The sequence below is a fragment of the Stappia sp. ICDLI1TA098 genome, from assembly GCF_054880955.1.
In genome coordinates, this window is the sequence record NZ_JBTZBT010000001.1 from 704312 (window position 1) to 729050 (window position 24739).

The 24739-nt window shown below is 67.4% G+C and carries 21 protein-coding genes; 7 read left to right on the forward strand and 14 right to left on the reverse strand.

The features are described 5' to 3' along the window. Positions 1-44 precede the first annotated feature (44 nt). Genes ACSLUQ_RS03085 through ACSLUQ_RS03100 form a run of 4 tightly spaced genes read right to left on the reverse strand, consistent with a single transcriptional unit; the run spans position 45 to position 3880 of the window. A complete protein-coding gene (locus tag ACSLUQ_RS03085; protein ID WP_417770798.1) occupies positions 45-776 on the reverse strand; it encodes an ABC transporter ATP-binding protein in 732 nt (243 codons plus the stop codon). After that, a complete protein-coding gene (locus tag ACSLUQ_RS03090) occupies positions 773-1618 on the reverse strand; it encodes an ABC transporter ATP-binding protein (protein ID WP_461807672.1) in 846 nt (281 codons plus the stop codon). Before ACSLUQ_RS03090 ends, ACSLUQ_RS03085 begins: the two co-directional genes overlap by 4 nt. Beyond that, positions 1615-2940, reverse strand: coding sequence for a high-affinity branched-chain amino acid ABC transporter permease LivM (livM, locus tag ACSLUQ_RS03095; protein WP_417770796.1), 1326 nt, complete (start codon positions 2938-2940; stop codon positions 1615-1617). The genes ACSLUQ_RS03090 and livM overlap by 4 nt, the downstream gene beginning before the upstream one ends. A 4-nt stretch (positions 2941-2944) precedes the next feature. Continuing rightward, positions 2945-3880 carry an ABC transporter permease subunit gene (locus tag ACSLUQ_RS03100; protein ID WP_417770795.1) on the reverse strand — a complete coding sequence of 312 codons (936 nt, stop codon included), beginning with the start codon at positions 3878-3880 and terminating at the stop codon, positions 2945-2947. 418 nt (positions 3881-4298) lie between these two features. On the opposite strand from ACSLUQ_RS03100, the gene ACSLUQ_RS03105 reads away from it, so the two are divergent. The 3 genes from ACSLUQ_RS03105 to ACSLUQ_RS03115 all read left to right on the forward strand — a co-directional run bounded on the left by ACSLUQ_RS03105 (position 4299) and on the right by ACSLUQ_RS03115 (position 6886). Beyond that, the gene (locus ACSLUQ_RS03105; RefSeq protein ID WP_461807673.1) at positions 4299-5207 is read left to right on the forward strand and encodes a LysR substrate-binding domain-containing protein; all 909 of its coding nucleotides are present in this window, start codon (positions 4299-4301) and stop codon (positions 5205-5207) included. Between the two features lie 73 nt (positions 5208-5280). After that, positions 5281-5817, forward strand: a complete 537-nt coding sequence (locus tag ACSLUQ_RS03110; RefSeq protein ID WP_417770793.1) for a flavin reductase family protein — start codon at positions 5281-5283, stop codon at positions 5815-5817. Positions 5818-5869: 52 nt separating this feature from the next. After that, positions 5870-6886 (forward strand): P1 family peptidase, encoded by a 1017-nt coding sequence (locus ACSLUQ_RS03115; RefSeq protein ID WP_461807674.1) that lies wholly within the window; start codon positions 5870-5872, stop codon positions 6884-6886. On the opposite strand, the gene ACSLUQ_RS03120 is transcribed toward ACSLUQ_RS03115, so the two are convergent. Beyond that, on the reverse strand, positions 6883-8112 hold the full coding sequence (locus tag ACSLUQ_RS03120; RefSeq protein WP_461807675.1) for a vWA domain-containing protein: 1230 nt from the start codon (positions 8110-8112) through the stop codon (positions 6883-6885). The genes ACSLUQ_RS03115 and ACSLUQ_RS03120 overlap by 4 nt on opposite strands. A 16-nt stretch (positions 8113-8128) precedes the next feature. Next, positions 8129-9064 carry an AAA family ATPase gene (locus ACSLUQ_RS03125; RefSeq protein WP_417770790.1) on the reverse strand — a complete coding sequence of 312 codons (936 nt, stop codon included), beginning with the start codon at positions 9062-9064 and terminating at the stop codon, positions 8129-8131. A gap of 933 nt (positions 9065-9997) precedes the next feature. Between ACSLUQ_RS03125 and ACSLUQ_RS03130 the strand changes: the two genes are divergently transcribed. Continuing rightward, positions 9998-10267 carry an usg protein gene (locus ACSLUQ_RS03130; RefSeq protein ID WP_417770789.1) on the forward strand — a complete coding sequence of 90 codons (270 nt, stop codon included), beginning with the start codon at positions 9998-10000 and terminating at the stop codon, positions 10265-10267. 17 nt (positions 10268-10284) lie between these two features. Here the strand turns inward: ACSLUQ_RS03130 and ACSLUQ_RS03135 are convergent, their stop codons facing one another. Together ACSLUQ_RS03135 and ACSLUQ_RS03140 are read right to left on the reverse strand one after the other, a co-directional pair. After that, complete coding sequence (locus ACSLUQ_RS03135) at positions 10285-11103, reverse strand: tRNA1(Val) (adenine(37)-N6)-methyltransferase (protein ID WP_461807676.1); 819 nt, start codon at positions 11101-11103, stop codon at positions 10285-10287. Then, on the reverse strand, positions 11100-11366 hold the full coding sequence (locus ACSLUQ_RS03140) for a putative signal transducing protein (protein WP_461807677.1): 267 nt from the start codon (positions 11364-11366) through the stop codon (positions 11100-11102). Before ACSLUQ_RS03140 ends, ACSLUQ_RS03135 begins: the two co-directional genes overlap by 4 nt. Positions 11367-11649: 283 nt before the next feature. Between ACSLUQ_RS03140 and ACSLUQ_RS03145 the strand changes: the two genes are divergently transcribed. Further along, the gene (locus tag ACSLUQ_RS03145) at positions 11650-12666 is read left to right on the forward strand and encodes a polyprenyl synthetase family protein (protein ID WP_417771202.1); all 1017 of its coding nucleotides are present in this window, start codon (positions 11650-11652) and stop codon (positions 12664-12666) included. Positions 12667-12737: 71 nt separating this feature from the next. Here the strand turns inward: ACSLUQ_RS03145 and purU are convergent, their stop codons facing one another. The 3 genes from purU to ACSLUQ_RS03160 all read right to left on the reverse strand — a co-directional run bounded on the left by purU (position 12738) and on the right by ACSLUQ_RS03160 (position 16614). Then, the gene (gene purU / locus ACSLUQ_RS03150) at positions 12738-13622 is read right to left on the reverse strand and encodes a formyltetrahydrofolate deformylase (protein WP_417770786.1); all 885 of its coding nucleotides are present in this window, start codon (positions 13620-13622) and stop codon (positions 12738-12740) included. A gap of 201 nt (positions 13623-13823) precedes the next feature. Further along, positions 13824-14774, reverse strand: coding sequence for a 4-(cytidine 5'-diphospho)-2-C-methyl-D-erythritol kinase (locus ACSLUQ_RS03155; protein ID WP_461807678.1), 951 nt, complete (start codon positions 14772-14774; stop codon positions 13824-13826). 7 nt (positions 14775-14781) lie between these two features. Next, entirely contained in the window at positions 14782-16614 is a 1833-nt protein-coding gene (locus ACSLUQ_RS03160) for a tetratricopeptide repeat protein (RefSeq protein ID WP_417770784.1), read from the reverse strand. Positions 16615-16911: 297 nt separating this feature from the next. Here ACSLUQ_RS03160 and ppdK point away from each other — a divergent pair, with 297 nt between their 5' ends. Further along, a complete protein-coding gene (gene ppdK, locus ACSLUQ_RS03165; protein ID WP_461807679.1) occupies positions 16912-19581 on the forward strand; it encodes a pyruvate, phosphate dikinase in 2670 nt (889 codons plus the stop codon). Between the two features lie 6 nt (positions 19582-19587). Next, the gene (locus ACSLUQ_RS03170; protein WP_461807680.1) at positions 19588-20580 is read left to right on the forward strand and encodes an ArgK/MeaB family GTPase; all 993 of its coding nucleotides are present in this window, start codon (positions 19588-19590) and stop codon (positions 20578-20580) included. 32 nt (positions 20581-20612) lie between these two features. Here the strand turns inward: ACSLUQ_RS03170 and ACSLUQ_RS03175 are convergent, their stop codons facing one another. The 3 genes from ACSLUQ_RS03175 to map form a co-directional block, all read right to left on the reverse strand. Then, entirely contained in the window at positions 20613-22862 is a 2250-nt protein-coding gene (locus ACSLUQ_RS03175) for a bifunctional diguanylate cyclase/phosphodiesterase (RefSeq protein ID WP_417770781.1), read from the reverse strand. A 164-nt stretch (positions 22863-23026) separates the two neighbouring features. Continuing rightward, positions 23027-23740, reverse strand: a complete 714-nt coding sequence (gene radC / locus ACSLUQ_RS03180; protein ID WP_417770780.1) for a RadC family protein — start codon at positions 23738-23740, stop codon at positions 23027-23029. A 20-nt stretch (positions 23741-23760) separates the two neighbouring features. Further along, positions 23761-24594: a type I methionyl aminopeptidase gene (gene map / locus ACSLUQ_RS03185; protein ID WP_417771201.1), complete on the reverse strand. Its 834-nt coding sequence runs from the start codon at positions 24592-24594 to the stop codon at positions 23761-23763. Positions 24595-24739 lie beyond the last annotated feature (145 nt).

A 24739-nucleotide genomic window follows, 5' to 3' on the forward strand; every position in this document is an offset into this window, starting at 1 on the left:
GCTTCGCCTTGCCGAAAGGGCAGGGGCGGGCGCGGCCGGCGGCCTCAATGGCGTCCGCCCTCGAGATAGGCGGCCTTGACGTCGTCGCGCGCCAGCAGCTCCTTGCCCGTTCCGGCCATGGTGATGGCCCCGTTGACCAGCACATAGCCACGGTGGGCGAGCTTGAGCGCGTGATAGGCGTTCTGCTCGACAAGGAAGACCGTCAGCCCGTCCGAGCGGTTGAGCTCGGCGATGGCGTCGAAGATCTGCTTGACGACCAGCGGCGCGAGCCCCAGCGAGGGCTCGTCGAGCAGAAGCAGCCGCGGCCGGCCCATCAGGGCGCGGGCGATGGCCAGCATCTGCTGTTCGCCGCCCGACAGCGTTCCGCCGCGCTGCTCGCGCCGCTCCTTGAGCCTCGGGAACAGGCTGAAGACCTTCTCCAGATCCGCATCGAAATGCGTCGGATCGGCCACGGCCGCGCCCATCTGCAGGTTCTCCATCACCGACATGCGCGGGAAGATCCGCCGCCCTTCGGGCGATTGCGCGATGTCCATGCGCATGATCTCGTGGGTCGGCATGCGGGTGATGTCGAGATCCTTGTAGAGGATCTGGCCCGTGGTGGCCTGCGGCGCGCCGCAGACGGTCATCATCAGGGTCGACTTGCCAGCGCCATTGGCGCCGATGATCGTCACGATCTCTCCCTCGAACACGTCGAGGTCGACGCCGCGCAGGGCGACGATCTTGCCATAGTGGGTCTCGACGCCGCGGACTCGCAAAAGCGGTTTCTGCACGCTCACAGGCCCACCTCCTCTTCGACCAGGTCGACTTCGTCGTCGGCGACGCCGAGATAGGCCGCGATCACCTTGGGATCGTTCTTCACTTCGTCCGGCGTGCCGTCGGAGATCTTTTCACCGTAGTCGAGCACGATGACGTGGTCGGAGATTTCCATCACCACCGACATGTCATGCTCGATGAGCAGGACGGAAGTTGCGTGCTCGTCGCGGATGAAGTGCAGCAGCGTGTTGAGCTCGCTGCTCTCGCGCGGGTTCAGGCCGGCCGCCGGCTCGTCGAGGCACAGGAGTTCCGGGCTTGTGCACATGGCGCGGGCAATCTCCAGCCGGCGCTGGTCGCCGTAGGGAAGATCGGCCGCCGGGGCGTCGGCACGCGGCAGCAGCTCGGTCCGTTCGAGCCAGTAGCGGGCCCGGTCCATCGCCTCGCGTTCGGCGCTGCGGAAGCCCTTCAGCCCCAGCAGGCCTCCGACCGTGTAGCCGGAGGCGACCATCAGTTCGTTGTGTTGGGCGACCATCAGGTTTTCCAGAAGCGTCATGCCGCCGAACAGGCGGATGTTCTGGAAGGTGCGCGCCACGCCCGCCTTCGCCGAGATCTGGAAGTCGGGCATGCGCTCGAGCAGGAAAACGTCGCCGCCCTTGCGCCGCATCGAGATCCGCCCCTCGGTCGGCTTGTAGAAGCCGGTCGCGCAGTTGAAGACCGTGGTCTTGCCGGCGCCGTTGGGGCCGATCAGGGCGGTGATGTCGCCCCGGCCGACGTTGAAGGAGAGGTCGTTGACGGCCACCAGGCCGCCGAAGCGCATCGTCAGATGGTCGATGCGCAGGACCGGATCGTCGTTCCAGTGGGTCATCCGTGGCCCTCCTGAACCATATCGGCGGATATGCCCTTGGCCTTGCCCCGGTCGAGTGCGACCGAGGGTGTGCGGGTCGAGATCAGGCCGCGCGGCTTCCACACCATGATGACCACCATGAGCAGGCCGAACACCAGCATCCGGTACTCCTCGAACTGCCGGAAGAACTCGAAGCCGCCGATCATCACCACCGCGGCGATGACGACGCCGATCTGCGAGCCGAGCCCGCCGAGCACGACGATGGCCAGGATCACGGCGGACTCGATGAAGGTGAAGCTCTCGGGTGAGATGAAGCCCTGCCTGGTCGCGAAGAACGAACCGGCGAAGCCGCCGAACATGGCGCCCAGCGCGAAGGCGGTGAGCTTGGTGTTCGTCGTGTTGATGCCGAGCGCGCGACAGGCGATCTCGTCCTCGCGCAGCGCTTCCCAGGCCCGACCCACCGGCAGCTTGCGCAGCCGCATGGTGACGAAGTTGGTCGCCAGCGCCATCAGCAGGATCAGGTAGTAGAGGAAGATGATGCGGTGGATGGAGCTGTAGTCGAGCCCGAAGAAGGCGGCGAACCCGCCCTCGCCACGCTCGAACTCGAGCCCGAAGAAGGACGGCCGGGGAATGCCGGAGATGCCGTCAGGCCCGCCGGTGAACTCGTACCAGTTGAGCAGCACCACGCGGATGATCTCGCCGAAGGCCAGCGTCACGATGGCGAGATAGTCGCCCCTGAGCCGCAGCACCGGGAAGCCGAGGATGATGCCCCAGAAGGCGGCGAGAATGCCGGCCAGCGGCAGGCACACCCAGAACGAGAAGCCGAAGTAATGCGCCAGCAGCGCGTAGGAATAGGCACCCACCGCGTAGAAGGCGACATACCCCAGGTCGAGCAGGCCGGCGAGGCCGACGACGATGTTGAGGCCCCAGCCGAGCATCACGTAGGTCGTCACCAGGATGGCGAGATCGAGATATTGCCGCGAGCCGCGCGTGCCCAGGAAGTACATGAGCAGGAAGGGCAGCACGACCGCCAGCAGGAACAGCAGCGGGGCGACCAGATGCGAGACGGAGGACATCGCCCCCGGCTTCGGCTTGAGCGCAGACAGCATGCCGGTGAGCGGGCGCTCGCTCTTCCAGACGAAGAGGTTGAGCAGGAGCCGTCCGACGAAGACGACAAGAACGGCGATGGCCACGGTGCTCCAGCGGTACTCGATCTGCAGGCCGCCGACGTCGATCTTGGTGCGCATTCCGATCAGCAGGCCGAACAGGCCGAGCGCGATCAGGCCTCCCACGGCCGCATCCTTCAGGGACGCGCCGAGGAGATCATCTTTCCGGGTTGCCATCGGCTCAAACCTTCTCGACTTCGGGCCGTCCGAGCAGACCTTCAGGCATGAAGATCAGCACGATGGCGAGGATGGAGAACGCCGCGACGTCCTTGTACTCGAGCGAGAAATAGCCGGACCAGAAGGTCTCGATCAGCCCGATCAGCAAGCCGCCAAGCATGGCGCCGGGAAGCGAGCCGATGCCGCCGAGAACCGCTGCGGTGAAGGCTTTCACGCCGGCGAGGAAGCCGATGTAGAAGTCGATGACGCCGTAGTAGAGCAGGAACATCAGACCGGCGACGGCGGCCAGCGAGGCGCCCATCACGAAGGTCAGCGAGATCGTCCTGTCGACGTTGACGCCAAGCAGCGAGGCCATCTTGCGGTCCTGCTCGCAGGCGCGCTGGGCGCGGCCGAGCGAGGTCTTGTTGATCAGCAGCGTGAAGCCGACCATCAGCAGGAAGGTGGTGACCACGATCAGGACCTGCATGTAGCTGGCCTGGACGACGAAGGAGCCGTCGGTGGTCGAGGTTTCCCAGAGCTGGAAGTTGCCCGAGATCAGCGGCTGCAGGGGCTTGTTGCGCGCCCCTTGCGCGATCTGGACGAAGTTCTGGAGCGCGATCGAGGCGCCGATCGCGGTGATCAGCGGCGCCAGGCGAAAGGACCCGCGCAGCGGGCGGTAGGCGATCCGCTCAACCGTCCAGCCCCAGACCGCGGTCAGCGCCATGGCGATGACCAGCACCAGAACCAGCGCCAGGATGAGAAGCAGAAGCGGCGTTGCCGCGGTGATGCCGAGGGCGATGACCAGGATCAGCGCGATGAAGGCGCCGACCATGAAGATATCGCCATGGGCAAAATTGATCATGCCGATGATGCCGTAGACCATCGTATAGCCAATGGCGATGAGGCCGTAGATCGACCCCAGCGTGACGCCATTGATCAACTGCTGGAAGAAATAGTCCATTGCCCTGTGTTCCCCTCATGAACCGGAGGCTTTTGCCTTTCTCGGTCCCGCATGCGTCGAAGAATTCTCAACGACGAATGAAATCCGTTTTTATCAAGACGCTCAAGGGGAGACAATTCCCCTCGTTTGCCACCTGCCAGAAAAGAACATCTTTCCCGTTGGGCGGCTGGATCGAACATTTCATCCTCGCCGGGTGGCGACGGCGAGGATGGTCCACCTGACGTGGCACACCTCGCGCTGTTCCGCAGGGTCGCCGACACGTCGACCTGCGCAAGCCTTGCCGGCCGGATGAGTTTCGAAAGATCGGCCCCCGCCGACTCCTCCTCCTGCTTGCAAAATATCTCTATGACGAAAAAAGTCACAGCAGAACGGCTGGGACAATTGAATTTCACCGACCAGGTGGTTAGTTTTTCGAACAATGCAACCGTCCCGCCTGCCACCGCTCAATGCCCTGCGCGCTCTTGCGAGCCTCGCCCACACGGGTCGGGTCGGTCTTGCTGCCGAGGAACTCGGCGTCACCCACGCCGCCGTCAGCCATCATCTGCGGAACCTGGAGGACTGGTTCGGCACGGCCCTTGTGCGCCGCGTCGGCCGGCGCATCGAGCTGACGCCGGAGGCGGAGCGGATCGCCGCCGCCATGCAGGCAGCGCTCACCCGGCTCGGCGAGGTCTGCGGCGACGTTGCCGAGGCGGCGCGGCGCACGGAGCTTTCCATCGCCTGCGTGCCGTCCTTCGCCACGCGCTATCTCATTCCCCGGCTGGTCGACTTCACCGAGGTCGATCCGGCGCTGCGCCTGCGTCTGCTTTATGCGCTCCACGGCACGCCGCAGGACGCGGACATTTCCATCGACTGGTACGACGCGCCGCCGCCGGCCGACCGTCTCGCCGTCTGCATCCGGCTGCTGTCGGGGCACACGCGCCCGGTCTGCAGTCCGGCGCATCTGGCCCGCTACGGTCCCTTCGACCGTTCGCAGCAGATCGTGCGCGCCCGTCTGCTGCACGACGAGACCCGCAAGGACTGGCGCGACTGGCTGATCGACAACGGCCTGCCGCTGGAGCAGGCGTCGGAGGGACCCGTCTTCGACGACTTCAACCTTCTGGTCAGCGCCGTCGTGGCCGGCCACGGCGTGGCGCTCTGCGTGGAGACCATGATCGAGGCGGAGCTTGGCCGTGGCGATCTGGTGCCGCTCACCGGCACCATCGGCGCCAGCAGGCGCGGTTACTGGCTGACGGCAACCGATGCGCCGAGCCCGGCCGCGCGGCGCTTTGTCGACTGGTTGAGCGCGCAGATGCCGGATGCGGGCAATCTCGTGCAGAAAGGGAATTGAAACCCCCTCGATATAGCCTAAACCCAAGCATGGATGGGCGGTTGCGCCCGAGGGGAGCCTGCGAGTGCCGCGAATGACGAACAGTCCCGTGTCCGGACCGACCGGAGCCGATCCGCGCCCGGTCGCCGACGAGGTCGATGCCGCCGCCTTTCGCGAGGCAATGAGCCGGCTCGGCTCGGCGGTGCATATCGCCACCACCGATGGCGCGAGCGGACGCTGCGGCACCACCGTTTCGGCGGTGACCTCGGTCTCGGATTCGCCCCCCTCGATCCTGGTCTGCGTCAACCGCCAGGCACGCATCAACGCCGCCATCAAGGAAAACGGCGTCTTCGCCATCAACACGCTCCCCGCCCACGCCGAGCGGCTGTCCGATGCCTTCGCCGGCAAGGGCGGTCTGAGCTTCGACGAGCGATTCGCGCTTGCCGAGTGGATGGTGCTGGCGACCGGCACGCCGGTGCTCGCCGCCGCCCGCGTCGGCCTCGATTGCCGCGTCACCGAAATCACCGAGGTCGGAACCCATTCCGTCATCTTTGGCGAGGTCGTCGCCCTGTCGCTCGGCGACCGCGGTCCGGCGCTGATCTATCTCGACCGCGCCTACCACCGCATCTGAGGCAGGTCCGCCCGCCGGTTCGCCCTTTTCCTCATGCCGGGAGCCACACGCCTTGCTGAACCTGATCACCGATGTGCCCGGCCTTCTGGTGGGCAATGCCGAGGACGCGCGCCTGAAATCGGGCGTCACCGTGCTTGTCCCGGATGCGCCGTTGCGTGCCTCCGTTGCCGTTCTGGGCGGGGCGCCGGGGACCCGCGACACGACCCTGCTGGAGCCTGAGTTCACCGTTGATGCGGTTGACGCGCTGGTGCTGTCTGGGGGCTCGGCCTTCGGTCTCGATGCCGCCTCCGGCGTGCAGATGGCGCTGAGGGCGGCGGGCCGCGGTTTTGCCGTTGGCCCGGTGCGGGTGCCCATCGTGCCCGGCGCGATCCTCTTCGACCTCGCCAATGGCGGCGACAAGGACTGGGGCGACGGCAACCCCTATGGCGCGCTCGGGCGGCAGGCGCTTGGCGCGGCGGCGCGCGACTTTGCCCTCGGCAGCGCCGGCGCGGGCACGGGGTGCACCACGGCCACCTTCAAGGGCGGGCTCGGTTCCGCCTCGGCGCGGCTTTCGAACGGAGCGACCGTCGGCGCGCTCGTCGCCGTCAACGCGCTGGGGTCGGCGACCATGGGCGAGGGGCCGCATTTCTGGGCCGCCCCCTTCGAGAGGGAGCGTGAGTTCGGCGGCCTCGGTCTGCCGGTCCGGGTCGACGGCCTCGACCGCATCCGCACCAAGTTCGACGCGGTGCGCGAGGGGGCCAACACCACCATCGGCATCGTCGCGACCGATCTCGATCTCACCAAGGCGGAACTGAAGCGCCTCGCGGTCATGGCCCATGACGGCTATGCCCGGGCGCTGTGGCCCTCGCACACCGCGCTTGACGGCGATCTGGTCTTCGCCGCCTCGACGGCGCGGGTGAAGTCGGCTGAGCCGATGGCCGACGCCATCGAGGCGGGGGCGACGGCGGCAGCCGTGATGAGCCGGGCGATTGCCCGTGCGGTGTTCGCCGCGACCCGGGCCCCCGGCGACGTCCTGCCGACATGGGCGGAGACCTTCGCGGCGCCGGCGGGCCGGGGCCGGCAGCCCTAGCCGCCGCGCAGCCAGCGGCGCGGATCGGTTGCGGCGGTGAGCGTGCGCGCCGAGCCGGACAGCGCCTTGCACAGGTCTTCCACGGCCTCCAGCGAGTGAACCGCGCGGAACTCGTCCACATGCGGCAGCATGGCCCGCACGCCGCGCGCGCGCGCCTCGAACCGGTCGAAGCGCAGGAGCGGGTTCAGCCAGATCAGCCGGCGACAGGAGCGGTGCAGCCGGTCGATCTCGCGGGCGAGGTCCTCGTCGGTGTCGCGCTCGAGCCCGTCGGTGACCAGCAGCACGATCGGCCCGCCCGAGAGCACCCGGCGCGACCAGTGGCGGTTGAAGTCGGCGAGCGCGGTGGCGATCCGCGTGCCACCCGACCAGTCCTCCACCCCGTCGGTGCAGGCGATCAGCGCCTCGTCCGGGTCCTTCATGCGCAACTGCCGGGTGACGTTGGTCAGCCGGGTGCCGAACAGGAACGTGTGGACGTTGCGCCGCTCCTCCGTCAGCGCATGCAGGAAATGCAGCAGGATGCGGGTGTACTGGCTCATGGAGCCGGAAATGTCGCAAAGCGCCACGATGGGCGGGCGCTTCTCCTCCGGCCTGCGGTGGCGCAGGTCGATCATGTCACCGCCGGTGCGCAGCGAGGCGCGCAGGGTCTTGCGCGGGTCGATGCGCCCGCGCGGCGCGGCGACAAGCCGCCGCCGGCGCACCTTCTCCATCGGCAGCACCATGCGGCGCAGCGCCGCCTTGGCGGTGGCGATTTCCTGCGCGCTCATCTGGGCGAAGTCCTTGCGCTGCAGCACCTCGCGGCCCGATGCGGTGAAGCGCGCGTCGATCTCCATCTCCTCGCGCTCGTCCTCCCGGCGGCGCTCCCGGGTCGCCTGGAACGCCTGTGCGACACGGGTCTGGGCGGCCTTCGGCTTGTCCGGCTCGCCGCGCGGCGGGGCCACGGGCGACAGGATCGACAGCAGCTTCTCGACGAGCCCGCGCGACTTCCAGTAGATGCGGAAGGCCTCGTCGAAGACGGCGCGCTGGTCGCGCTTGCGCACGAAGACGGCATGCAGCGCCCAGTAGAGGTCGTCCCGGTTGCGGATGCCGGCAACCTCGACGGCGCGCACCGCGTCGACGACGCTGGCGGGCCCCACGGGCATGCCGGCACGCCGCAGGGTGCGCGCGAAATGCACGATGTTCTCGGTGATGCGCCCGCGCGGGGCGTCGCTTTCTGCCGGTGTCGTCATCGATGCAGGGGCGCCGTCACTCGGTGTCGGCCAGGGCGCGGTCGTGCTCGCGGCGGATGTCGTCGATGATTTGTCGTGCCCTCGACCCGCGTACGCGCTCGATGTCGTCCTGGTATTTCAGCAGCACGCCCAGCGTATCGGACACCATGTCGGGATCGAGCGCGATCTCGTTCAGCTCGGTGAGCGCCGTCGCCCAGTCGAGGGTCTCGGCGACGCCGGGCTGCTTGAAGAGATCCTCGTTGGCCCTGAGCGCCTGGACGAAGGCGACGACTTCCCCCGCCAGCCGCTCGGCCGCGCCGGGCACCTTGCGCCGGACGATGGCGAGTTCGCGCGCGGCATCGGGATAGTCGACCCAGTGGTAGAGGCAGCGGCGCTTCAGCGCGTCGTGGATCTCGCGGGTGCGGTTCGTGGTGATGATGACGATGGGGGGCTCCTCGGCACGAATGGTGCCGAGTTCGGGGATCGTCACCTGATTGTCGGCCAGGACTTCCAGGAGGAAGGCCTCGAAGGCCTCGTCGGCGCGGTCGAGCTCGTCGATCAGCAACACGGGCGGGCCGGAAAGCGACGGTTCCAGCGCTTGCAGCACCGGACGCTTGATCAGGAAGCGCTCGCCGAAGACCGACTTCGACAGATCCTCGTGATCGGCGTCGCCGGACGCCTCCGAAACCCGGATCTCGACCATCTGCGCCGCATAGTTCCATTCGTAGACAGCGGTCGAGACGTCGAGCCCCTCGTAGCATTGCAGGCGGATCAGGTCGCGCCCGAGCCCTTCTGACAGGACCTTGGCGATCTCGGTCTTGCCGACGCCGGCCTCGCCCTCGAGAAAGAGCGGCCGCTTCAGCTTCAGCGCCAGATGCAGGACGGTTGCGAGCGCGCGGTCGCCGACATAGCCCTGCCCGTCGAGCAGGGCCAGGGTCTCGTCGATGGAGGCGGGCAGGGGACGTTGCGACATCGGATCTCCGGCTGGTTTGCTGGCGGCACGACCGCCTGGCTCGGTGGCGTGCGCGCAGGTCCGCGCGCGGCGCTACGCTCACCATAGAACCTCCCGGCCGGGTTTGTCAGGCCCTCCACCCGTCGCAACGTGGATTGGCTCCCTGAGCCTTCGCAGCCGGGCACGGGGCATGCGGACCGCTGCGGGCACGCCGGCCCCCGCTCCGGCTGTTGCGATGTGGATTGGGTCCCGGGTCAAGCCCGGGATGACGCCGGGGGGGGAGCTGGCGCCGGAGGATCAGGGGTCAAGCCCGGGATGACGCCGGGGGGGGGAGCTGGCGCCGGAGGATCAGGGGTCAAGCCCGGGATGACGCCCGGAGGGGGAGTTGGCGCAGGAGGGGGCCGGGTCGGGGCAGCTCCAGAAGGGGGGGCTGGCACAGGAGGGGGCCGCCGGGAGGGAGGTGTGGCGGTGCGTGGCAGTGTGGGCGCGGCTCCACGCCCGGTCCGGTGCCTGCGGATGTGCGCTTGGTGGCCCTCGCTCCGCAGTGCTGGCTGATGCATCTGCCGGTCGCCTTCCGCTCCGCCGTCACCCCGGGCTTGACCCGGGGCCTATTGGTTCCCGCAGCTTTCGCAGACTGGGCTCCGGGCATGCGGGCCGCTTCTGGCGCACCGGCCCCCGCTCCGGCTGTCGCGATGTGGATTGGGTCCCGGGTCAAGCCCGGGATGACGCCTGGGGGGGGGAGCCGGCGCAGGAGGGGGCCGGGTCGGGGCCGCTCCGAAGGGGGGGCTGGCACCGGAGGGTGCCGCCGTGGGGGCAAGCCACGGGGAGGGACGTGGAGGGTCATGCCGCTGAGGTTGCCGTAGGGGCGATATCGGGATGACCCGGAGCCTTCAGGGTTTGTTAACCATGGTGGCCGGAAACTTTACGCTAGGAGAGGGTAACGGAGGTTCCGATATGACGAGATCGGATTTTTCGCGCCAGCTTGAGGGCTACGGGCTGCTGACGGCTCATATTCTCTACCACATGCCGGACCACCCGAAGCTGCTCCAGAGCTTTCTGTGGCAAACGCTCGACAAGGCTCCGGTCTTTCCCGAGCTCAGGCAGTTTCTGGAGTTCTGGCAGCGCGACATCGAAGGCAAGCTGCATTCGGTGAAGATCGCCCATCGCGGGCTGATCGGGCCGGGAGACTGGCGTCTTCTCGACGCCGAGTTCCCGATCCACTGACGCAACGCTGTCGCCAATCAGCGCGGCGGGATCGAGAGACCGGCCCCGTCGCGCATGACGCCATTGGCCTCTGCGGTGAAGTCCGAGCCCGTGCCCTCGTGCAGCACGAAGCCTGGCAGCAGGCGCAGCGGCGCGCGGCTTGCGCGGACCGCCCGCACCAGGATCCGGGTCGCCGCCGCCTCCGGCCGGGGGCGCAGCGGCACGATGTCGATTGCCCCGAAGCGGCGGGCCAGAACCGACAGCACCTCGTCGAGCCCGTCGGCGCGGAAGATCAGCGTCAGCGTGCCACCCTCCTTCAGGATGTCGGTGATGGTGCGGGCCCAGGGCTCCAGCCCGCGCCCGTCCAGAACATGGGCGCCGGCCCGCGACACTTCCGGCGAGGCGCGGAAGCGGGTGTCGGCGTAATAGGGCGGATTGCAGATGACGTGATCGGCGATGGCGGGGCCAAGACCCGCGGCATGGCGAAGTTGGCCCGCGCCCGTCACATCCGCCTCCATCAGTCGAATGCGGTCGGCAAAGCCGGCGTTTTCCTCAAGCGTCAGCGCCTGGCGCGCGAGATCGAGGGCGCGACGGTCGCGGTCGACCAGCGTCACGCTCACGCCGCGAAGGCGGGCGGCGAGACAGAAGCCGGCGGTGCCGACGCCGGACCCAAGGTCGATCACATGGCCGGTGGTGCCGGCGGCAACGGCGGCGGCGAGATAGACCGCATCGAGCCCGGCGCGGTGGCCGGCGCCGCGCCTTGGCTGGAGCACCTGCACGAGGCCGCCGAGAAAGGCGTCCTTGGTGACATCGCCGGAAGACAGGCCATCGGTTTCGGCCGCGGGCGCGAGGCTCATGCCGCGCCTCCGGAGGCGGCGAGGTCGGCGGCCTTCAGGCAGTCCGCGTGGATTTCGGCGCCAAGGTCGGCCTCGCGCAGCAGGCGCACGGCGGCGACGGCGTCGTCGTCGGCGATCATCACCCGGCGGGGGATGATGCCCAGGGTTCCCTCCAGCACGCTCATGTTCCCGTCGAGCACGACATGGCCGATTCCGGATTCGTCGAGCAGCGCCTCGACGAAGGAGATCAGCACCACGTCGTTGGTGCGCAGGACTGGAACCATGGATCGGCCTTCCGTCTGGGGTGGCGGCCGCTTTCCCGCAGGAGGGCCGATTGTCGCGGACGAGCTTACCGCGTCCGGCGCGAAGACGCGACCGCCGGCGCGCGATGCGGGGGCAAGTCCGGGGGCGAGGTGGGTGAGACGATGTGTTCACGACCTCCGAACACCGGCGGATTCGCGCCATCGGCCTGCCGTTGTGATCGGTGTCCCTGCGAAAGACGGCTTGCCGGATGGAGGGGGCGGACCTATTGTCCCGCCCGTGCACAATGACAAAAAGGTACTGAACGTGGGCGTTGTGGTTCCCTTGCGCGAGACCCGGTCCGAACCGGCAGGCATCCAGAACCTGGTCGATCTGACCTGCGACGGCATGGGCGCCGTCAACCAGGTCATTCTCGACAAGGCGGGATCCAATGTCGACCTGATTCCGGAGATCGCCAACCATCTCATCTCCTCCGGCGGCAAGCGGCTGCGTCCCATGCTGACACTCGCGATGGCCGAGCTCTTCGGCTACGCCGGGCAGGGGCATGTCGGGCTGGCCGCCAGCGTCGAGTTCATGCACACGGCGACGCTTCTTCATGATGACGTCGTCGACGAGAGCGACATGCGGCGCGGCAAGCTCGCCGCGCGCAAGCTCTGGGGCAATCAGGCCAGCGTCCTCGTGGGCGACTACCTGCTCGGCCAGGCCTTCAAGATGATGGTCGATGTCGGCTCGCTCGAGGCCTTGCGCATCCTGTCGACCGCCTCCGCAGTCATTGCCGAGGGCGAGGTGATGCAGCTCGGTGCCGCCCAGAACCTGGCGACCAGTGAAGACCGCTACATGCAGGTGATCGAGGCGAAGACGGCAGCGCTGTTTGCCGCCGCCGCCGAGGTCGGTCCGGTGATCGCCGGCATCGAGGGCGAGCCCCGCCAGGCGGCGCGCGACTACGGCATGGCGCTGGGCCTCGCCTTCCAGCTCGTCGACGACGCGCTCGACTACGGTGGCTCGGCCGCCGATCTCGGCAAGGATACGGGCGACGACCTGCGCGAGGGCAAGATCACCCTGCCGGTGATCCTCGCCATTCAGCGCGGCCGCGACGAGGATAAGGCGTTCTGGAAGCGCTGCCTCGAAGACCGCGATGTGCGCGACGACGACCTTGCGACCGCGATCCGGATCATGGACGAGACCGGCGCGCTCGCCGACACGGTCGTGCGCGCGCGCAGCTTCGGCGCCGAGGCGCTGCAGGCGCTGCAGACGCTGCCCGAGGGGCCGCACCGCGCCGCGCTTGCCGAGGCCGTCGAATTCTGCATCGCGCGCGTCAGCTGAGGACTAAATTTCGAAATTTAAGCGCCCGGCTTGCAGGAAATGCACGGCCGGGCGCTTTTTTGCGCCGCTTCTCAGCCCATGCGCTCGGAGGCGTAGCTGCCCGGGCTCGCCGGGAAGACGACGGTCTTGTTGCCGTTGAGAAAGACCCGGCGATGGATGTGGGCGTGGATGGCGCGGGCCAGAACCTGGCTCTCCACGTCGCGGCCGAGAGAGACGTAATCCTCGGGCGACTGGGCATGGGTGACGCGCACCGTGTCCTGCTCGATGATCGGGCCCTCGTCGAGATCCGTGGTGACGTAGTGCGACGTCGCGCCGATCAGCTTCACGCCGCGCTCGAAGGCCTGCTTGTAGGGATTGGCGCCCTTGAAGCTTGGCAGGAAGGAGTGGTGGATGTTGATGATCCGCCCTTCCATGCGCGCGCACATTTCCTCTGACAGGACCTGCATGTAGCGGGCAAGAACGATGAGCTCGGCGCCGGTCTCGTCGATGATCGCGAGCTGGCGGGCCTCGGCCTCGGTCTTGTTGGCCCGCGTTACCTTGATGTAGTGGAAGGGAATGTCGTGGTTGACGACGACCTTCTGGTACTCGAGGTGGTTGGAGATCACCCCGACGATGTCGATCGGCAGCGCGCCGATCCGCCAGCGGTAGAGCAGGTCGTTCAGACAGTGTCCGAATCGCGACACCATGATCAGGACCTTCATCCGCGCGTGTTCGTCGTGGAAGGCGTAGTCCATCTCAAACGTCTGCGCGCGCTTGGCAAATCCGTCCTGAAGCTCTTCCAGGGTTGCCCCGGTCTCGGCGTTGAAGCTGACCCGCATGAAGAACCGGCCTGTCTCGCGATCATCGAACTGGGCACTGTCGGTGATGTTGCAGCCATGATCGGCCAGGAAGGTCGAGATGGCGGCGACGATCCCGCGCCGGGAAGCGCATGTCACGGTCAGGGCGAAGGCGGTCATGAACGGTCATCCGGTGGTTGGAGGCGGCCCGGCGGCCGGTCTCGCAGTGCGGTTGCGCGAGGTATAGCACCTCGGCGAGTCTTGGCATTCGCGGATGGCGGTACCACCGGGAAAAGCGTCGCGAAACGATAAAAATCCGACCTTGCCCCGCTGACGTTGCGGATCGGGGACAAAACGCGGGCTTCCCGGTCCGGAAAAGCCTCAGTCGACGGGGGCGGCCACGACCCACCAGTCGGGCTGGTCGCGCGAAATGTCGCGGGCAAGACGCGTCGCCTGATCGAGGTTGTCGAGAATCGCGAAGCAGGTCGCCCCGGATCCGGACATGCGGGCAAGGTGCACGCCGTCGGCGTCTGCGAGCCGTTCGAGAACGCCGGCGATCTGAGGCGCGACGCGCAGCGCCGGGGCCTCCAGATCGTTGCGCGCCTGCCGGCACCAGCCGCAAAGGTCCCCCAGGGTGGCGAAGCCCCCTTGGGGGAGCGATGGAAGAGGGGGATTGTCGCGCCGCGCGAGCGAGGAAAAGACGGCCGGAGTGGCGACCGGAACCCCCGGATTGACCAGGACCAGCGCGTGCGCCGGCAGGCCGGGGAGCGGTGCGATCCGTTCGCCGATCCCGGCAACGAGCGCCGGCCGGCCGGAAATGCACATGGGAACATCGGCGCCGAGCCGCTCGCCGAGCGAAAGCAGCGTTTCATCCGGCAGGGTGGGGGACAGGGCGTCACGCAGAAGGAGAAGAGTGGCGGCGGCATCGGCCGAGCCGCCACCGATGCCGGCTGCGACCGGCAGGTTCTTTTCGAGCCGGATGAGAAAGGGGCGCACCGCCTCGCGCGCGCCCGTCTCGAGCGTGGCAAGCAGGGCTTCGGCGGCCCGCAGGACCAGATTGTCGGCCGCGCCGCCGGCCGCCTCCAGTGCATCGGAGAACCGTCCCGACAGAGCCATTCCGCCAAGCGGGGAGCGGGTGGCGCCCGCCTCGCCGGCGGGCACGAGCGCCACCTTGTCGCCGACGCGCGGAAAAGCGACGAGGCTTTCTATGAGGTGATAACCGTCCTCGCGCCGTCCGGTGACGTGCAGGGCGTAATTGACCTTCGCCCGCGCGAGGCGGGCGAGGTCCGGTGTGGTGAACTGGGGGGGATTTCCCCCGCAAGACGGCGTCACGAGAGGGTCAGCCGCCGTTCTTTTTCGGCTCGACATGGGCCGCCGGCGTGCCTTGCGGCAGCTTCAGTCCGTTCTCGATCTTGTCGAGGATGGTGACCAGATCGTCCGGCTCGGCACCGAGGTCGCGGGCGTGGTTCCACTGGAAGCGGGCCTCCAGCTTGCGTCCGACCATCCAGTAGCCGTCACCAAGGTGATCGTTGATCACCGGATCCTCGGGGCGCAACTCGACCGCACGCTCAAGCTCGACAACCGCCTCGTCGTAGCGACCGAGGCGGAAATAGACCCAGCCGAGACTGTCGACGATATAGCCGTCCTTGGGCCGCAGCTCGACGGCGGTGCGGATCATCTCCAGCGCCTCGGGCAGCTTCAGCCCACGGTCGACGAGCGAATAGCCGAGATAGTTGAGCACCAGGGGCTGGTCGGGCGAGAGCTCCAGCGCCTTGCCCAGATCCGCCTCGGCGGCATCCCACTTGTTCTGCCGTTCTCGGCAGATGCCGCGGAAGTAGAAGATCGTCCAGTGCTTTTCCTCGGGCTTGTCGATCGTGTCGATGCCACGGGAATAGGCTTCCTCGCATTCGGCGAAGAGCTTGTGCGAGCGCAGCACGTTGCCGAGCGCGACCACGGCCTCATATTGGGTCGGATCCTTGGCAACCAGCGCCTCCAGATGGGCGCGGGACTGTTCGAGATCCTCCAGAGCGTTGTAGTTCAAGGCGATCTGGATCTCGGCGTCACGCTTGAGCGGCGAATCGGGGGAGAGATTCTCCAGGATGCCGATCGAACGCTCGAAGCGCCCGAGCCGGTCGAAGAGGCCGGCGAGTGCCACCGCGGCAACATCCGCCTTGGGGTCGAGATGCAGTGCGAGCTGGAGGAAAACGGCCGCGAGTTCCTCGCCGCCATCCCGTCCGATCGCCGCGCCGAGGCCATAGAGAACCTCGGCCGAACCGACCTTGGCATCGCCAGCGATCGGCCCGATCTTCTCGTTGCTTTCCAGAGCCTTGCGCGTCGCCCTCATAACCGGATGGTCGGGGAGGACACGGTCGTATTCGGCCAGGACCTTGAGGGCCTCGTCCTTCTGGCCGTTCTTGGCCAGGGAGCGGGCATAGGCGTCGACGACGCGCAGCGCTCCCTTGTCGGTGTCATAGGCGGCGCGGAAGTTTTCCAGCGCGTCCTTGGTGCGCCCGGCATGATCCTGGATCAGGCCGGCGTGATAGGTGAGGAAAACGGTGAACCAGGACGGGCCGTCGAGGCTGGAGACCTGCGCAAGCGCCGCGTCGGTGTTGCCCTCGGCCTCCTTGGCCCAGGCGGCGACAAGACCGCCGGCAAGCTCGGCAAGCGGGCCGCGTCCGCCCTTTGCGAGGAGCTTGTCGGCTTCGACTGGTTTGCCGTGCCTCAGCGCGTCGGCAGCAAGCAACAGGCCGGCGACGAAATGGTCGGGCTGTTCGCTGCGCAGCCGTTCGGCCAGGTCGAGGGCCTCTTCGATGTTGCCGTTGGCGAGCTGCAGCACGAACGCCCGGTCGAGCAGGAACGTGTTGCCAGGATCCGCCTCCAGCGCCTCGGCGAAGAAGGCGGCGGCATTTGCAAGGTCGTTGGTCTGCCCGGCGAGCCGACCGGACAGGTAGCTGCCGCTCAGCGTTACGGGAAGACCGTCTGCGGTCCCGCTTTCAGCGATGATGCTGGCGGCGGCGTCCGTTTCCGATAGCGCCGGTGTCGCGGCAGCGGAGACGAGGGCGAGTGCCGTTGCGGCGAGAAGGCCGCGGGAAAGGGCGGTGTTTCTGAAAAGGCGTCGCATCATTGTGTCGGACTGGCTGCCTCTGCTGGCACGCGGGTTCAGGCGAGTCATGGCGTGAATTTTCTCCATGAGGATGGCCTTTATGTGTCTGCGCCGCAAGCAGGCCTCGCGACAGTGCCTTGTCGCCCTTGCGGAAGTGGGCAGGAAACGGGGAGGGCAGCGCGCGCCCGCTCCCCCGGCAAAGTATATTGCAGTGCGGCGAAAGCCTGTCGGGAACCCGTTCGAAGGTCCGAAAGTCCTTTGTTTCTCGCACTGCATCATTTAAGGGGAAGGCGTCCGGAGTGGTACCGGCTCCGGCAAAAAAAACGGGCGCGTTGCGGCGTCTGCGGGAGAAGGGACAGGAACGCAATGACCAAATGGGTGTACGGCTTCGGCGACGGCAAGTCCGAAGGGGCGGCCGACATGAGGAACCTGCTTGGCGGCAAGGGCGCCAATCTGGCGGAGATGAGCAATCTCGGTCTGCCGGTTCCCCCAGGCTTTACCATCACCACCGAGGTCTGCACCTGGTTCGAGGCGAACGGCCGGTCCTATCCGGACAGTCTCGGCGCCGAGGTCGACGCGGCGCTTGCCGAGATCGCCCGCATCACCGGGCGCGGCTTCGGCGACGCGACCGATCCGCTTCTGGTTTCCGTGCGCTCGGGCGCGCGCGTCTCCATGCCGGGCATGATGGACACGGTCCTCAACCTCGGCCTCAACGACGCCACCGTTCCCGCACTCGCCAAATCCGCCGGCGACGCCCGTTTTGCCTATGACAGCTACCGCCGCTTCATCCAGATGTACTCCAACGTGGTGCTTGGCCTTGAGCATCACGATTTCGAGGAAATCCTCGAAACCTACAAGAACGACAACGACTACGCGCTCGACACCGATCTTTCCGCCGAGGACTGGCAGCAGGTGATCGTGAGCTACAAGGCGCTGGTTGAGGAGGAGCTTGGTCAGCCTTTCCCGCAGGACCCGGGCGAGCAGCTCTGGGGCGCGATCGGGGCGGTGTTCCTGTCCTGGCAGAGCGCCCGCGCGGTCACCTACCGTCGGCTGCACGACATTCCCAATGACTGGGGCACGGCGGTCAATGTTCAGGCCATGGTGTTCGGCAACATGGGCACCGATTCCGCGACCGGCGTGGCCTTCACCCGCAATCCCTCGACCGGCGAGAAGGCGCTCTACGGCGAGTTCCTGATCAACGCCCAGGGCGAGGACGTGGTCGCGGGCATCCGCACGCCGCAGGACATCACCGAAGCCGCGCGCATCGCCGCCGGCTCCGACGCACTGTCGCTTGAAAAGGCGATGCCGGAGGCCTTCGCCGAATTCGTCGCCATCTGCGACAGGCTCGAGGGCCATTACCGCGACATGCAGGACCTGGAGTTCACCATCGAGCGCGGCCGGCTGTGGATGCTGCAGACGCGCAACGGCAAGCGCACCGCCAAGGCGGCGCTCAAGATCGCCGTCGAGATGGCGGACGACGGTCTGATCTCGCCGAGGGAGGCGGTGATGCGCGTCGATCCGTCCGCCCTTGACCAGCTTCTGCACCCGATGATCGACCCGAAGGCGGAGCGCGACATCCTCGCGACCGGTCTGCCGGCGTCGCCGGGCGCGGCGTCCGGCGACATCGTCTTCTCCTCCGACGAGGCCGAAGAGGCGAAAAACGCAGGGCGCAAGGTCATTCTCGTGCGCGTCGAGACAAGTCCTGAGGACATTCACGGCATGCACGCGGCCGAGGGCATCCTGACCACGCGTGGCGGCATGACCAGCCACGCGGCGGTCGTCGCCCGCGGCATGGGCAAGCCCTGCGTCTCCGGCGCGGGTTCGCTGCGGATCGACTACCGGGCCGGCACACTGACGGTCGCCGGGCGCAAGTTCGCAAAGGGCGAGCGCATCACCATCGACGGGGCGACCGGCCAGGTGCTCGTCGGCGAGGTGGCGATGCAGCAGCCGGAAATGTCGGGCGAATTCGCGCGGCTGATGGAATGGGCCGACGCGGAGCGCCGCATGAAGGTGCGCACCAACGCGGAGACGCCGGCGGATGCGCGCGCCGCGCGCGGCTTCGGCGCCGAGGGCATCGGCCTGTGCCGCACCGAGCACATGTTCTTCGAGGGGGAGCGCATCGTCGCGGTGCGCGAGATGATCCTGTCGGAGAACGAGGCGGGCCGCCGGGCGGCGCTTGACAAGCTGTTGCCGATGCAGCGCGGTGATTTCACCGAGCTCTTCGAGATCATGCAGGGTCTGCCGGTGACCATCCGCCTGCTCGACCCGCCGCTGCACGAGTTCCTGCCGCACAGCGACGAGGAGATCGCCGAGGTCGCCGCCGTGATGGGCGTCGACGCCGATCGGCTGCGCGAGCGGGCTCTGGAACTGCGGGAGTTCAACCCGATGCTCGGTCATCGCGGCTGCCGCCTGCTCGTCAGCTATCCGGAGATCGCCGAAATGCAGGCGCGCGCCATCTTCGAGGGCGCGGTTGCCGCGGGCAAGAGCACCGGCTCCCCGGTGACGCCGGAAATCATGGTGCCGCTCGTCGGCGTCAAGGCCGAGCTCGACCTGGTGCGCGCGCGCATCGATGCGATGGCCAAGGCGGTTTCGACGGAAACGGGTGTCGCCATCGCCTATCAGGTGGGCACGATGATCGAGCTGCCGCGGGCCTGCCTGCGCGCCGGCGAGATCGCGGCCTCGGCGGAGTTCTTCTCCTTCGGCACCAACGATCTGACGCAGACCACCTTCGGCATCTCGCGCGATGATGCTTCCTCCTTCCTCGGCGCCTACCAGCGCCTCGGCATTGTCGAGCGCGACCCGTTCGTGTCCATCGACCAGGAAGGCGTCGGCGAACTGGTGCGCATCGGCGCGGAACGCGGCCGGGCCGCGCGTCCGGGACTGAAGCTCGGCATCTGCGGCGAGCACGGCGGCGATCCGGCCTCGATCTTCTTCTGTGAGAGCGTCGGCCTGGACTATGTGTCCTGCTCGCCGTTCCGCGTGCCCATCGCCCGCCTTGCCGCCGCCCAGGCGGCGCTCAAGGCGCAGACGGCGTAAGTCGCGGTGCGCCGGCCGGCCAGCCTCGAGGCCCTGAGGGCCGGCGGCAAGGCCGCGTTGGCGCGCGCGTTGTCGGCGGTCGAGACCGAAGCGGGCGAGGACGATCTTGCCCGTTTTCTCGACGCGGCGGCGGCCGCGCCGCGGGCGGAGGTGCTTGGCCTGACCGGGCCGCCGGGCGTCGGCAAGTCGACGCTCACCAACGCGCTGATCCGGGCCTATCGGAGCCGTGGCGAAAGGGTCGGGGTGATTGCCGTCGATCCCTCGTCGCAGGTGACCGGCGGCGCGCTTCTCGGCGACCGGACGCGGCTTGCGACGGATCCGGAGGACGCCGGCATCTTCGTGCGCTCCATGGCGGCGCGTGACCGTCTCGGTGGCCTGTCCGATCACGCCATCGCCGCCATTGTGCTGATGCGCGCGGTGATGGACAGGGTGATCGTTGAATCCGTCGGGATCGGACAGTCGGAGGCGGATGTCGTCCATGCTGTCGACACGCTGGCGCTGTGCATCCAGCCTGGTTCCGGCGACAGCCTGCAGTTCATGAAGGCGGGCGTCATGGAACTGCCCGACCTGATCCTCGTCACCAAAGCCGACATGGGTGGATTGGCGCGCCGCGCGCGCGCCGATGTGGCTGGCGCTCTGACCCTCGCCAGGCCGGCGGATGCGCGTGCCGCACCGCAGGTTCTCTGCATTTCCGCTACGTCAGGGGAAGGGATCGACGAAGCCCTGGCCGCGGCCGACGCGTTTGCCGGCAGCGCGCGCGACAGCGGTGCGCTGCGGGAGCGCCGGGTGCGACAGGAGCGCCATTGGGTGGTTGACGCGCTACGCCAGCGCTTTGGCAGCGTCGGGCTCGGCCTTTGCGATGTCGACGGCGCACTTGCCAAGGCTGGCGGGCCGTTCGCGGCGATGGCCATGCTCGACGCGGCGATGCGGGCCCGGCTCGACGCGGGGCAGTCATCGACGCCAGACCCCTTGACGCCAGATCAGCCACCGCTCGCCTGACGCTTGTCGCGACAGGCTCCGCCCCTCTTTCTTCAGGCGCAGCGCGAGGCCGCCGCTGCGGTCGGCACGTCGGTCTCGCCAGGGGCGGTGACACCGGCCAGCCGCCTCTCGGCTTCGGCGATATCCTCGCGCGGCATCGGCCGCGACAGGTAGTAGCCCTGCAGGCGGTCGCAGTTGGTGCGCTGCAGGATCGCCGCCTGCTGGCGCGTCTCGATGCCTTCGGCGACCACCTTCATGCCAAGTGCCTCGCCGAGATCGATGATCGTCGACAGGATCGCGTGCGCATGCGGGGCGACGTCGAGATCGGCGATGAAGCTGCGGTCGATCTTGAGCGTGTCGAACGGGAAACGGCGCAGATAGCTCAGGCTCGAATAGCCGATGCCGAAATCATCGAGAGCGACGCGTACGCCGAGGTCCTGGACCTGGGTCAGCGTGTCGAGAATGCCGCTGTCATCGTCGGCAAAAACGGTCTCGGTGACCTCGATCTCCAGCCGCGTCGGCTCGAAGTTGCAGTCCTCCAGCGTGTCGCGCAGATCGTCGATGAAGCGCGGATGGCGGAACTGGGTCGGTGACACGTTGACGGCGACGCCCAGATGCGGCCAGGCGGCGGCATCGCGGCAGGCGCGGCGCAAGACGTAGAGGCCGAGCTCGTTGATGAGGCCGGTTTCCTCGGCAATCGGCACGAAGACCGAGGGGCTGATGGCGCCCATCTCCGGGTCGGTCCAGCGCAGCAGCGCCTCGACGGAGAGCACGCGGGTGCCATCGATGGTGGTCTGCGGCTGGTAGACCACCTGAAGGCGCTCGTTGCGGATCGCCTCGCGCAGGCCGTGCGCCAGGTTCTCGCGGGTTCGCACGTGCTCTTCCATGAAGGAATCGAAGAAGGCCCACCGCCCGCGCCCGCCCGACTTGGCGGAGTAGAGCGCGATGTCGGCCTTGCGCAGCAGCTCGCCCATCGAAAGGCTGTCGTCGGGCGCGATCGCCGCGCCGACGCTGAGGCTGACGTGCAGGTGGTTGCCTGCGACATACATCGGCACGGCGAAACGGTCCTGCATGCGCCGCAGGACGGTCTCGATGTAGGAGCGGTCGGCGCACTCGGGCAGGAGCAGGGCGAACTCGTCGCCGCTGATGCGGGCAAGCGTCGCATTGTCCGGCGCCAGCACCCTGAGGCGTCGCGCCGCCTCGCGGATGACCTCGTCGCCTGCGGCGTGACCGAGCGTGTCGTTGATGTCCTTGAAGTGGTCGAGATCGATGTAGATCACGCCGATGATGCCTCGACCGCTGTGCCATTCCCCAAGCTCCTCGCGGAAGCGGGAGGAGAAGAAGTCGCGGTTGGCCAGTCCGGTCAGGCTGTCGTGCAGGGCCGCATGATGGGCGCGGGCCTCGCTCTCCGCCAGACGGCGGGTGTTCTGGCGGGTGTAGTAGAGAACGAGGCCGGTCAGGCCGGCGATGGTCGTCGCCAGGAAGAACAGCATCGGGCTAACGCCGGCAAGGATCTGTGCGCCCGGGTTTTCCGACTGCCAGGTCAGATAGCCGATGTCGCGCGCGCGCGGATCCTTGATCGCGAGACTGGCGGCATTGCCATCGTTCGGCACCCTCGGTGAAACGCGCAGATCATGGGTGCCGGAGCGTTCCGCGAGAGCGGACAGCCGCGCCGGGTCGAGCATCTTGATGCTGACGAGGACGGCCGGCGGCTGGCGCTCGGCCAGGAATTGCTTGAGCTCGGGACCGATGGCGGTGACGGCGACGAAGGCGGGACGCCCGTCAAGCTGCGTGAAGCCGGTCTCGTTGACGGAGCGCGTGAACCCGGACTTGGGGCGCTCGACGACGAAGAGGCCGGAGGGAAGCCGCGTGAAGCTGTTGATGAAGCGGGCTCGCACCCGCGCGACGAGCGGGTGGATGCTGTCGGCGAGCTCCCGGGCGGTGGCGGGATCCTGGTCGCGACCGTTGAGGAAGTTGTAGACCGGCTTGCCGTCGACACCGATGATCAGCGTCTGGTCGTGGCCGTGGTTGGCCAGCATCCAGCGGCCGATGTTGGCGTCGATCCAGCTGGGGTTGAACGAGCCCGGCCGCGTGTAGAAGAAGGCCTGGTCCCAGATCGCGGTCCCTTCCTGCTCCTTGGCCAGCAGATCCAGCTGCAGCTTGGTGCCGCCGCGCAGCAGATTGCGCTCGCTGTTGAGGGCGGCGATATCCGCGGAACGCGACGTATAGGCAATGAGCACGACCGAAAAAGCGATCGCGAGCAGAACCAATCCGACGACCGGAAACAAAATGGCGTTGGCCAATTTCGTTCCGCTAGATTTCCGTGACGCACCCATTGCAGCCTCATTTCCCCACCCGGGAAACGCTTACACAGCGAATTTAACAAAAGCCGTGGAATATTAGTTAATTATTATTAACAGACCTATTCCGCTGCGGCAGTTTTCTGTCTTTTTTTGCACATTTGCCGTCACAGAAGCTGGAGGCCGCGGAAGCTGGCGTGTCCGTCGCGGCCGACGATGATGTGATCGTGCAGGGCAATACCCAGAGGCTTTGCTATCTCGGCGATCTGGCTGGTCATCTGGATGTCGGCGCGCGAGGGCGTCGGGTCGCCGGAAGGATGATTGTGGACGAGGATGATGGCGCTTGCGGAAAGCTCCAGCGCCCGTTTCATCACCTCGCGCGGATAGACCGGCGTGTGATCCACCGTGCCGCGCTGCTGCACCTCGTCGGCGATGAGCGCATTCTTCTTGTCGAGGAAGAGAATGCGGAACTCCTCGCGGTCCGAATAGGCCATGGCGGTGCGGATGTAGTCGAGCACGGCGGACCAGGACGAGAGCACCTGCTTCTTGCGCAACTGGCCGCGCAGGAAGCGTTCGGCCACCGCATGGGCGAGCTTCAACTCGTCGACGACCCTGTCGCCGACGCCGCTCACCTCCTTGAGGCGCGCCGGCGGAGCGGCGAGGACCTCGCCGAACGAGCCGAAGCGGGCAATCAGCGCCTTGGCGATAGGCTTGGTGTCGGCGCGCCTGATCGGCGAGAACAGCAGCAGCTCCAGAAGCTCGTAGTCCTGAAGCGCCTCGTGGCCGGCCTCGCGGAAACGCTGGCGCAGACGGTCGCGGTGACCGTGATAATGCGGAGAGGAGGCGCCGGCGTCGGAGAACCCGTTGTCTTTCTGGTCCATCACACCTCTCTCCGGCAGCGTTACGCCCCGGTGCGCACCATCGGATTGTCGAGCCCGGCGGGTGACAATGTGAAGATCTCACAGCCATCGGCGGTGATGCCGATGGAATGCTCGAACTGCGCCGACAGCGAGCGGTCGCGCGTCACCGCGGTCCAGCCGTCGCGCAGTACCTTCACGTGCGGGCGCCCGAGGTTCACCATCGGCTCGATGGTGAAGATCATTCCCGGCTTCAGCTCCACGCCCTCGCCGGGGCGCCCATAGTGCAGGATGTTGGGCGTGTCATGGAAGAGCCGGCCGACGCCATGGCCGCAGAAATCGCGCACGACCGAACAGCGCTCGGCCTCCACGAACGTCTGGATCGCGGCGCCGATGTCGCCGGTGGTGTTGCCCGGCTTGGCCGCCTCGATGCCGCGCAGCAGCGATTCATAGGTCACCTCGACAAGTCGTTCGGACGCCCGCTTGAGCTGGCCGACCGGATACATGCGGCTTGAGTCGCCGTACCAGCCGTCGACGATGAAGGTCACGTCGACGTTGACGATGTCGCCTTCCTTGAGCGGCTTGTCGTCGGGGATGCCGTGGCAGACAACGTGGTTGATCGAGGTGCAGGTCGACTTCGTGAAGCCGCGGTAGTTCAGCGTGGCCGGCACGGCGTCGTTCTGCAGGCCGAAATCGAAGACGAAATCGTCGACTTGCTGGGTTGTGACGCCCGGCTTGATCAGGTCGACGAGCGCATCGAGGCAGCGCGCCGTCACCTGGCTTGCCTTGCGCATTCCCGCAAAATCCTCGGGAGAGTAAAGGCGAATCTGACCGGTGTTCTTCAGGGGCGCCGTGGCGGCATCGACGTAGGTGACCATAAGCAGCAGCTTTCCATCGTTTTCCACCCCGGCTCTTGCATCGCGGGGCGGACTTCTTGCGAGGCCGACAGGGGCGGGAGGGCCCCGCGGCGGCGGCGGCGCAGGGCGAGGCTCCCCGGAGAGAGCGGCAGTCGCCGTGTCGCGC

Coding starts and splice junctions, on each gene's coding strand:
- ACSLUQ_RS03090 (WP_461807672.1), bottom strand. CDS start 1,618: ATGACCCACTGGAACGACGATCCGGTCCTGCGCATCGACCATCTGACG.
- livM (WP_417770796.1), bottom strand. CDS start 2,940: ATGGCAACCCGGAAAGATGATCTCCTCGGCGCGTCCCTGAAGGATGCG.
- ACSLUQ_RS03100 (WP_417770795.1), bottom strand. CDS start 3,880: ATGGACTATTTCTTCCAGCAGTTGATCAATGGCGTCACGCTGGGGTCG.
- ACSLUQ_RS03105 (WP_461807673.1), top strand. CDS start 4,299: ATGCAACCGTCCCGCCTGCCACCGCTCAATGCCCTGCGCGCTCTTGCG.
- ACSLUQ_RS03110 (WP_417770793.1), top strand. CDS start 5,281: ATGACGAACAGTCCCGTGTCCGGACCGACCGGAGCCGATCCGCGCCCG.
- ACSLUQ_RS03120 (WP_461807675.1), bottom strand. CDS start 8,112: ATGACGACACCGGCAGAAAGCGACGCCCCGCGCGGGCGCATCACCGAG.
- ACSLUQ_RS03125 (WP_417770790.1), bottom strand. CDS start 9,064: ATGTCGCAACGTCCCCTGCCCGCCTCCATCGACGAGACCCTGGCCCTG.
- ACSLUQ_RS03130 (WP_417770789.1), top strand. CDS start 9,998: ATGACGAGATCGGATTTTTCGCGCCAGCTTGAGGGCTACGGGCTGCTG.
- ACSLUQ_RS03135 (WP_461807676.1), bottom strand. CDS start 11,103: ATGAGCCTCGCGCCCGCGGCCGAAACCGATGGCCTGTCTTCCGGCGAT.
- ACSLUQ_RS03140 (WP_461807677.1), bottom strand. CDS start 11,366: ATGGTTCCAGTCCTGCGCACCAACGACGTGGTGCTGATCTCCTTCGTC.
- purU (WP_417770786.1), bottom strand. CDS start 13,622: ATGACCGCCTTCGCCCTGACCGTGACATGCGCTTCCCGGCGCGGGATC.
- ACSLUQ_RS03160 (WP_417770784.1), bottom strand. CDS start 16,614: ATGACTCGCCTGAACCCGCGTGCCAGCAGAGGCAGCCAGTCCGACACA.
- ppdK (WP_461807679.1), top strand. CDS start 16,912: ATGACCAAATGGGTGTACGGCTTCGGCGACGGCAAGTCCGAAGGGGCG.
- radC (WP_417770780.1), bottom strand. CDS start 23,740: ATGGACCAGAAAGACAACGGGTTCTCCGACGCCGGCGCCTCCTCTCCG.
- map (WP_417771201.1), bottom strand. CDS start 24,594: ATGGTCACCTACGTCGATGCCGCCACGGCGCCCCTGAAGAACACCGGT.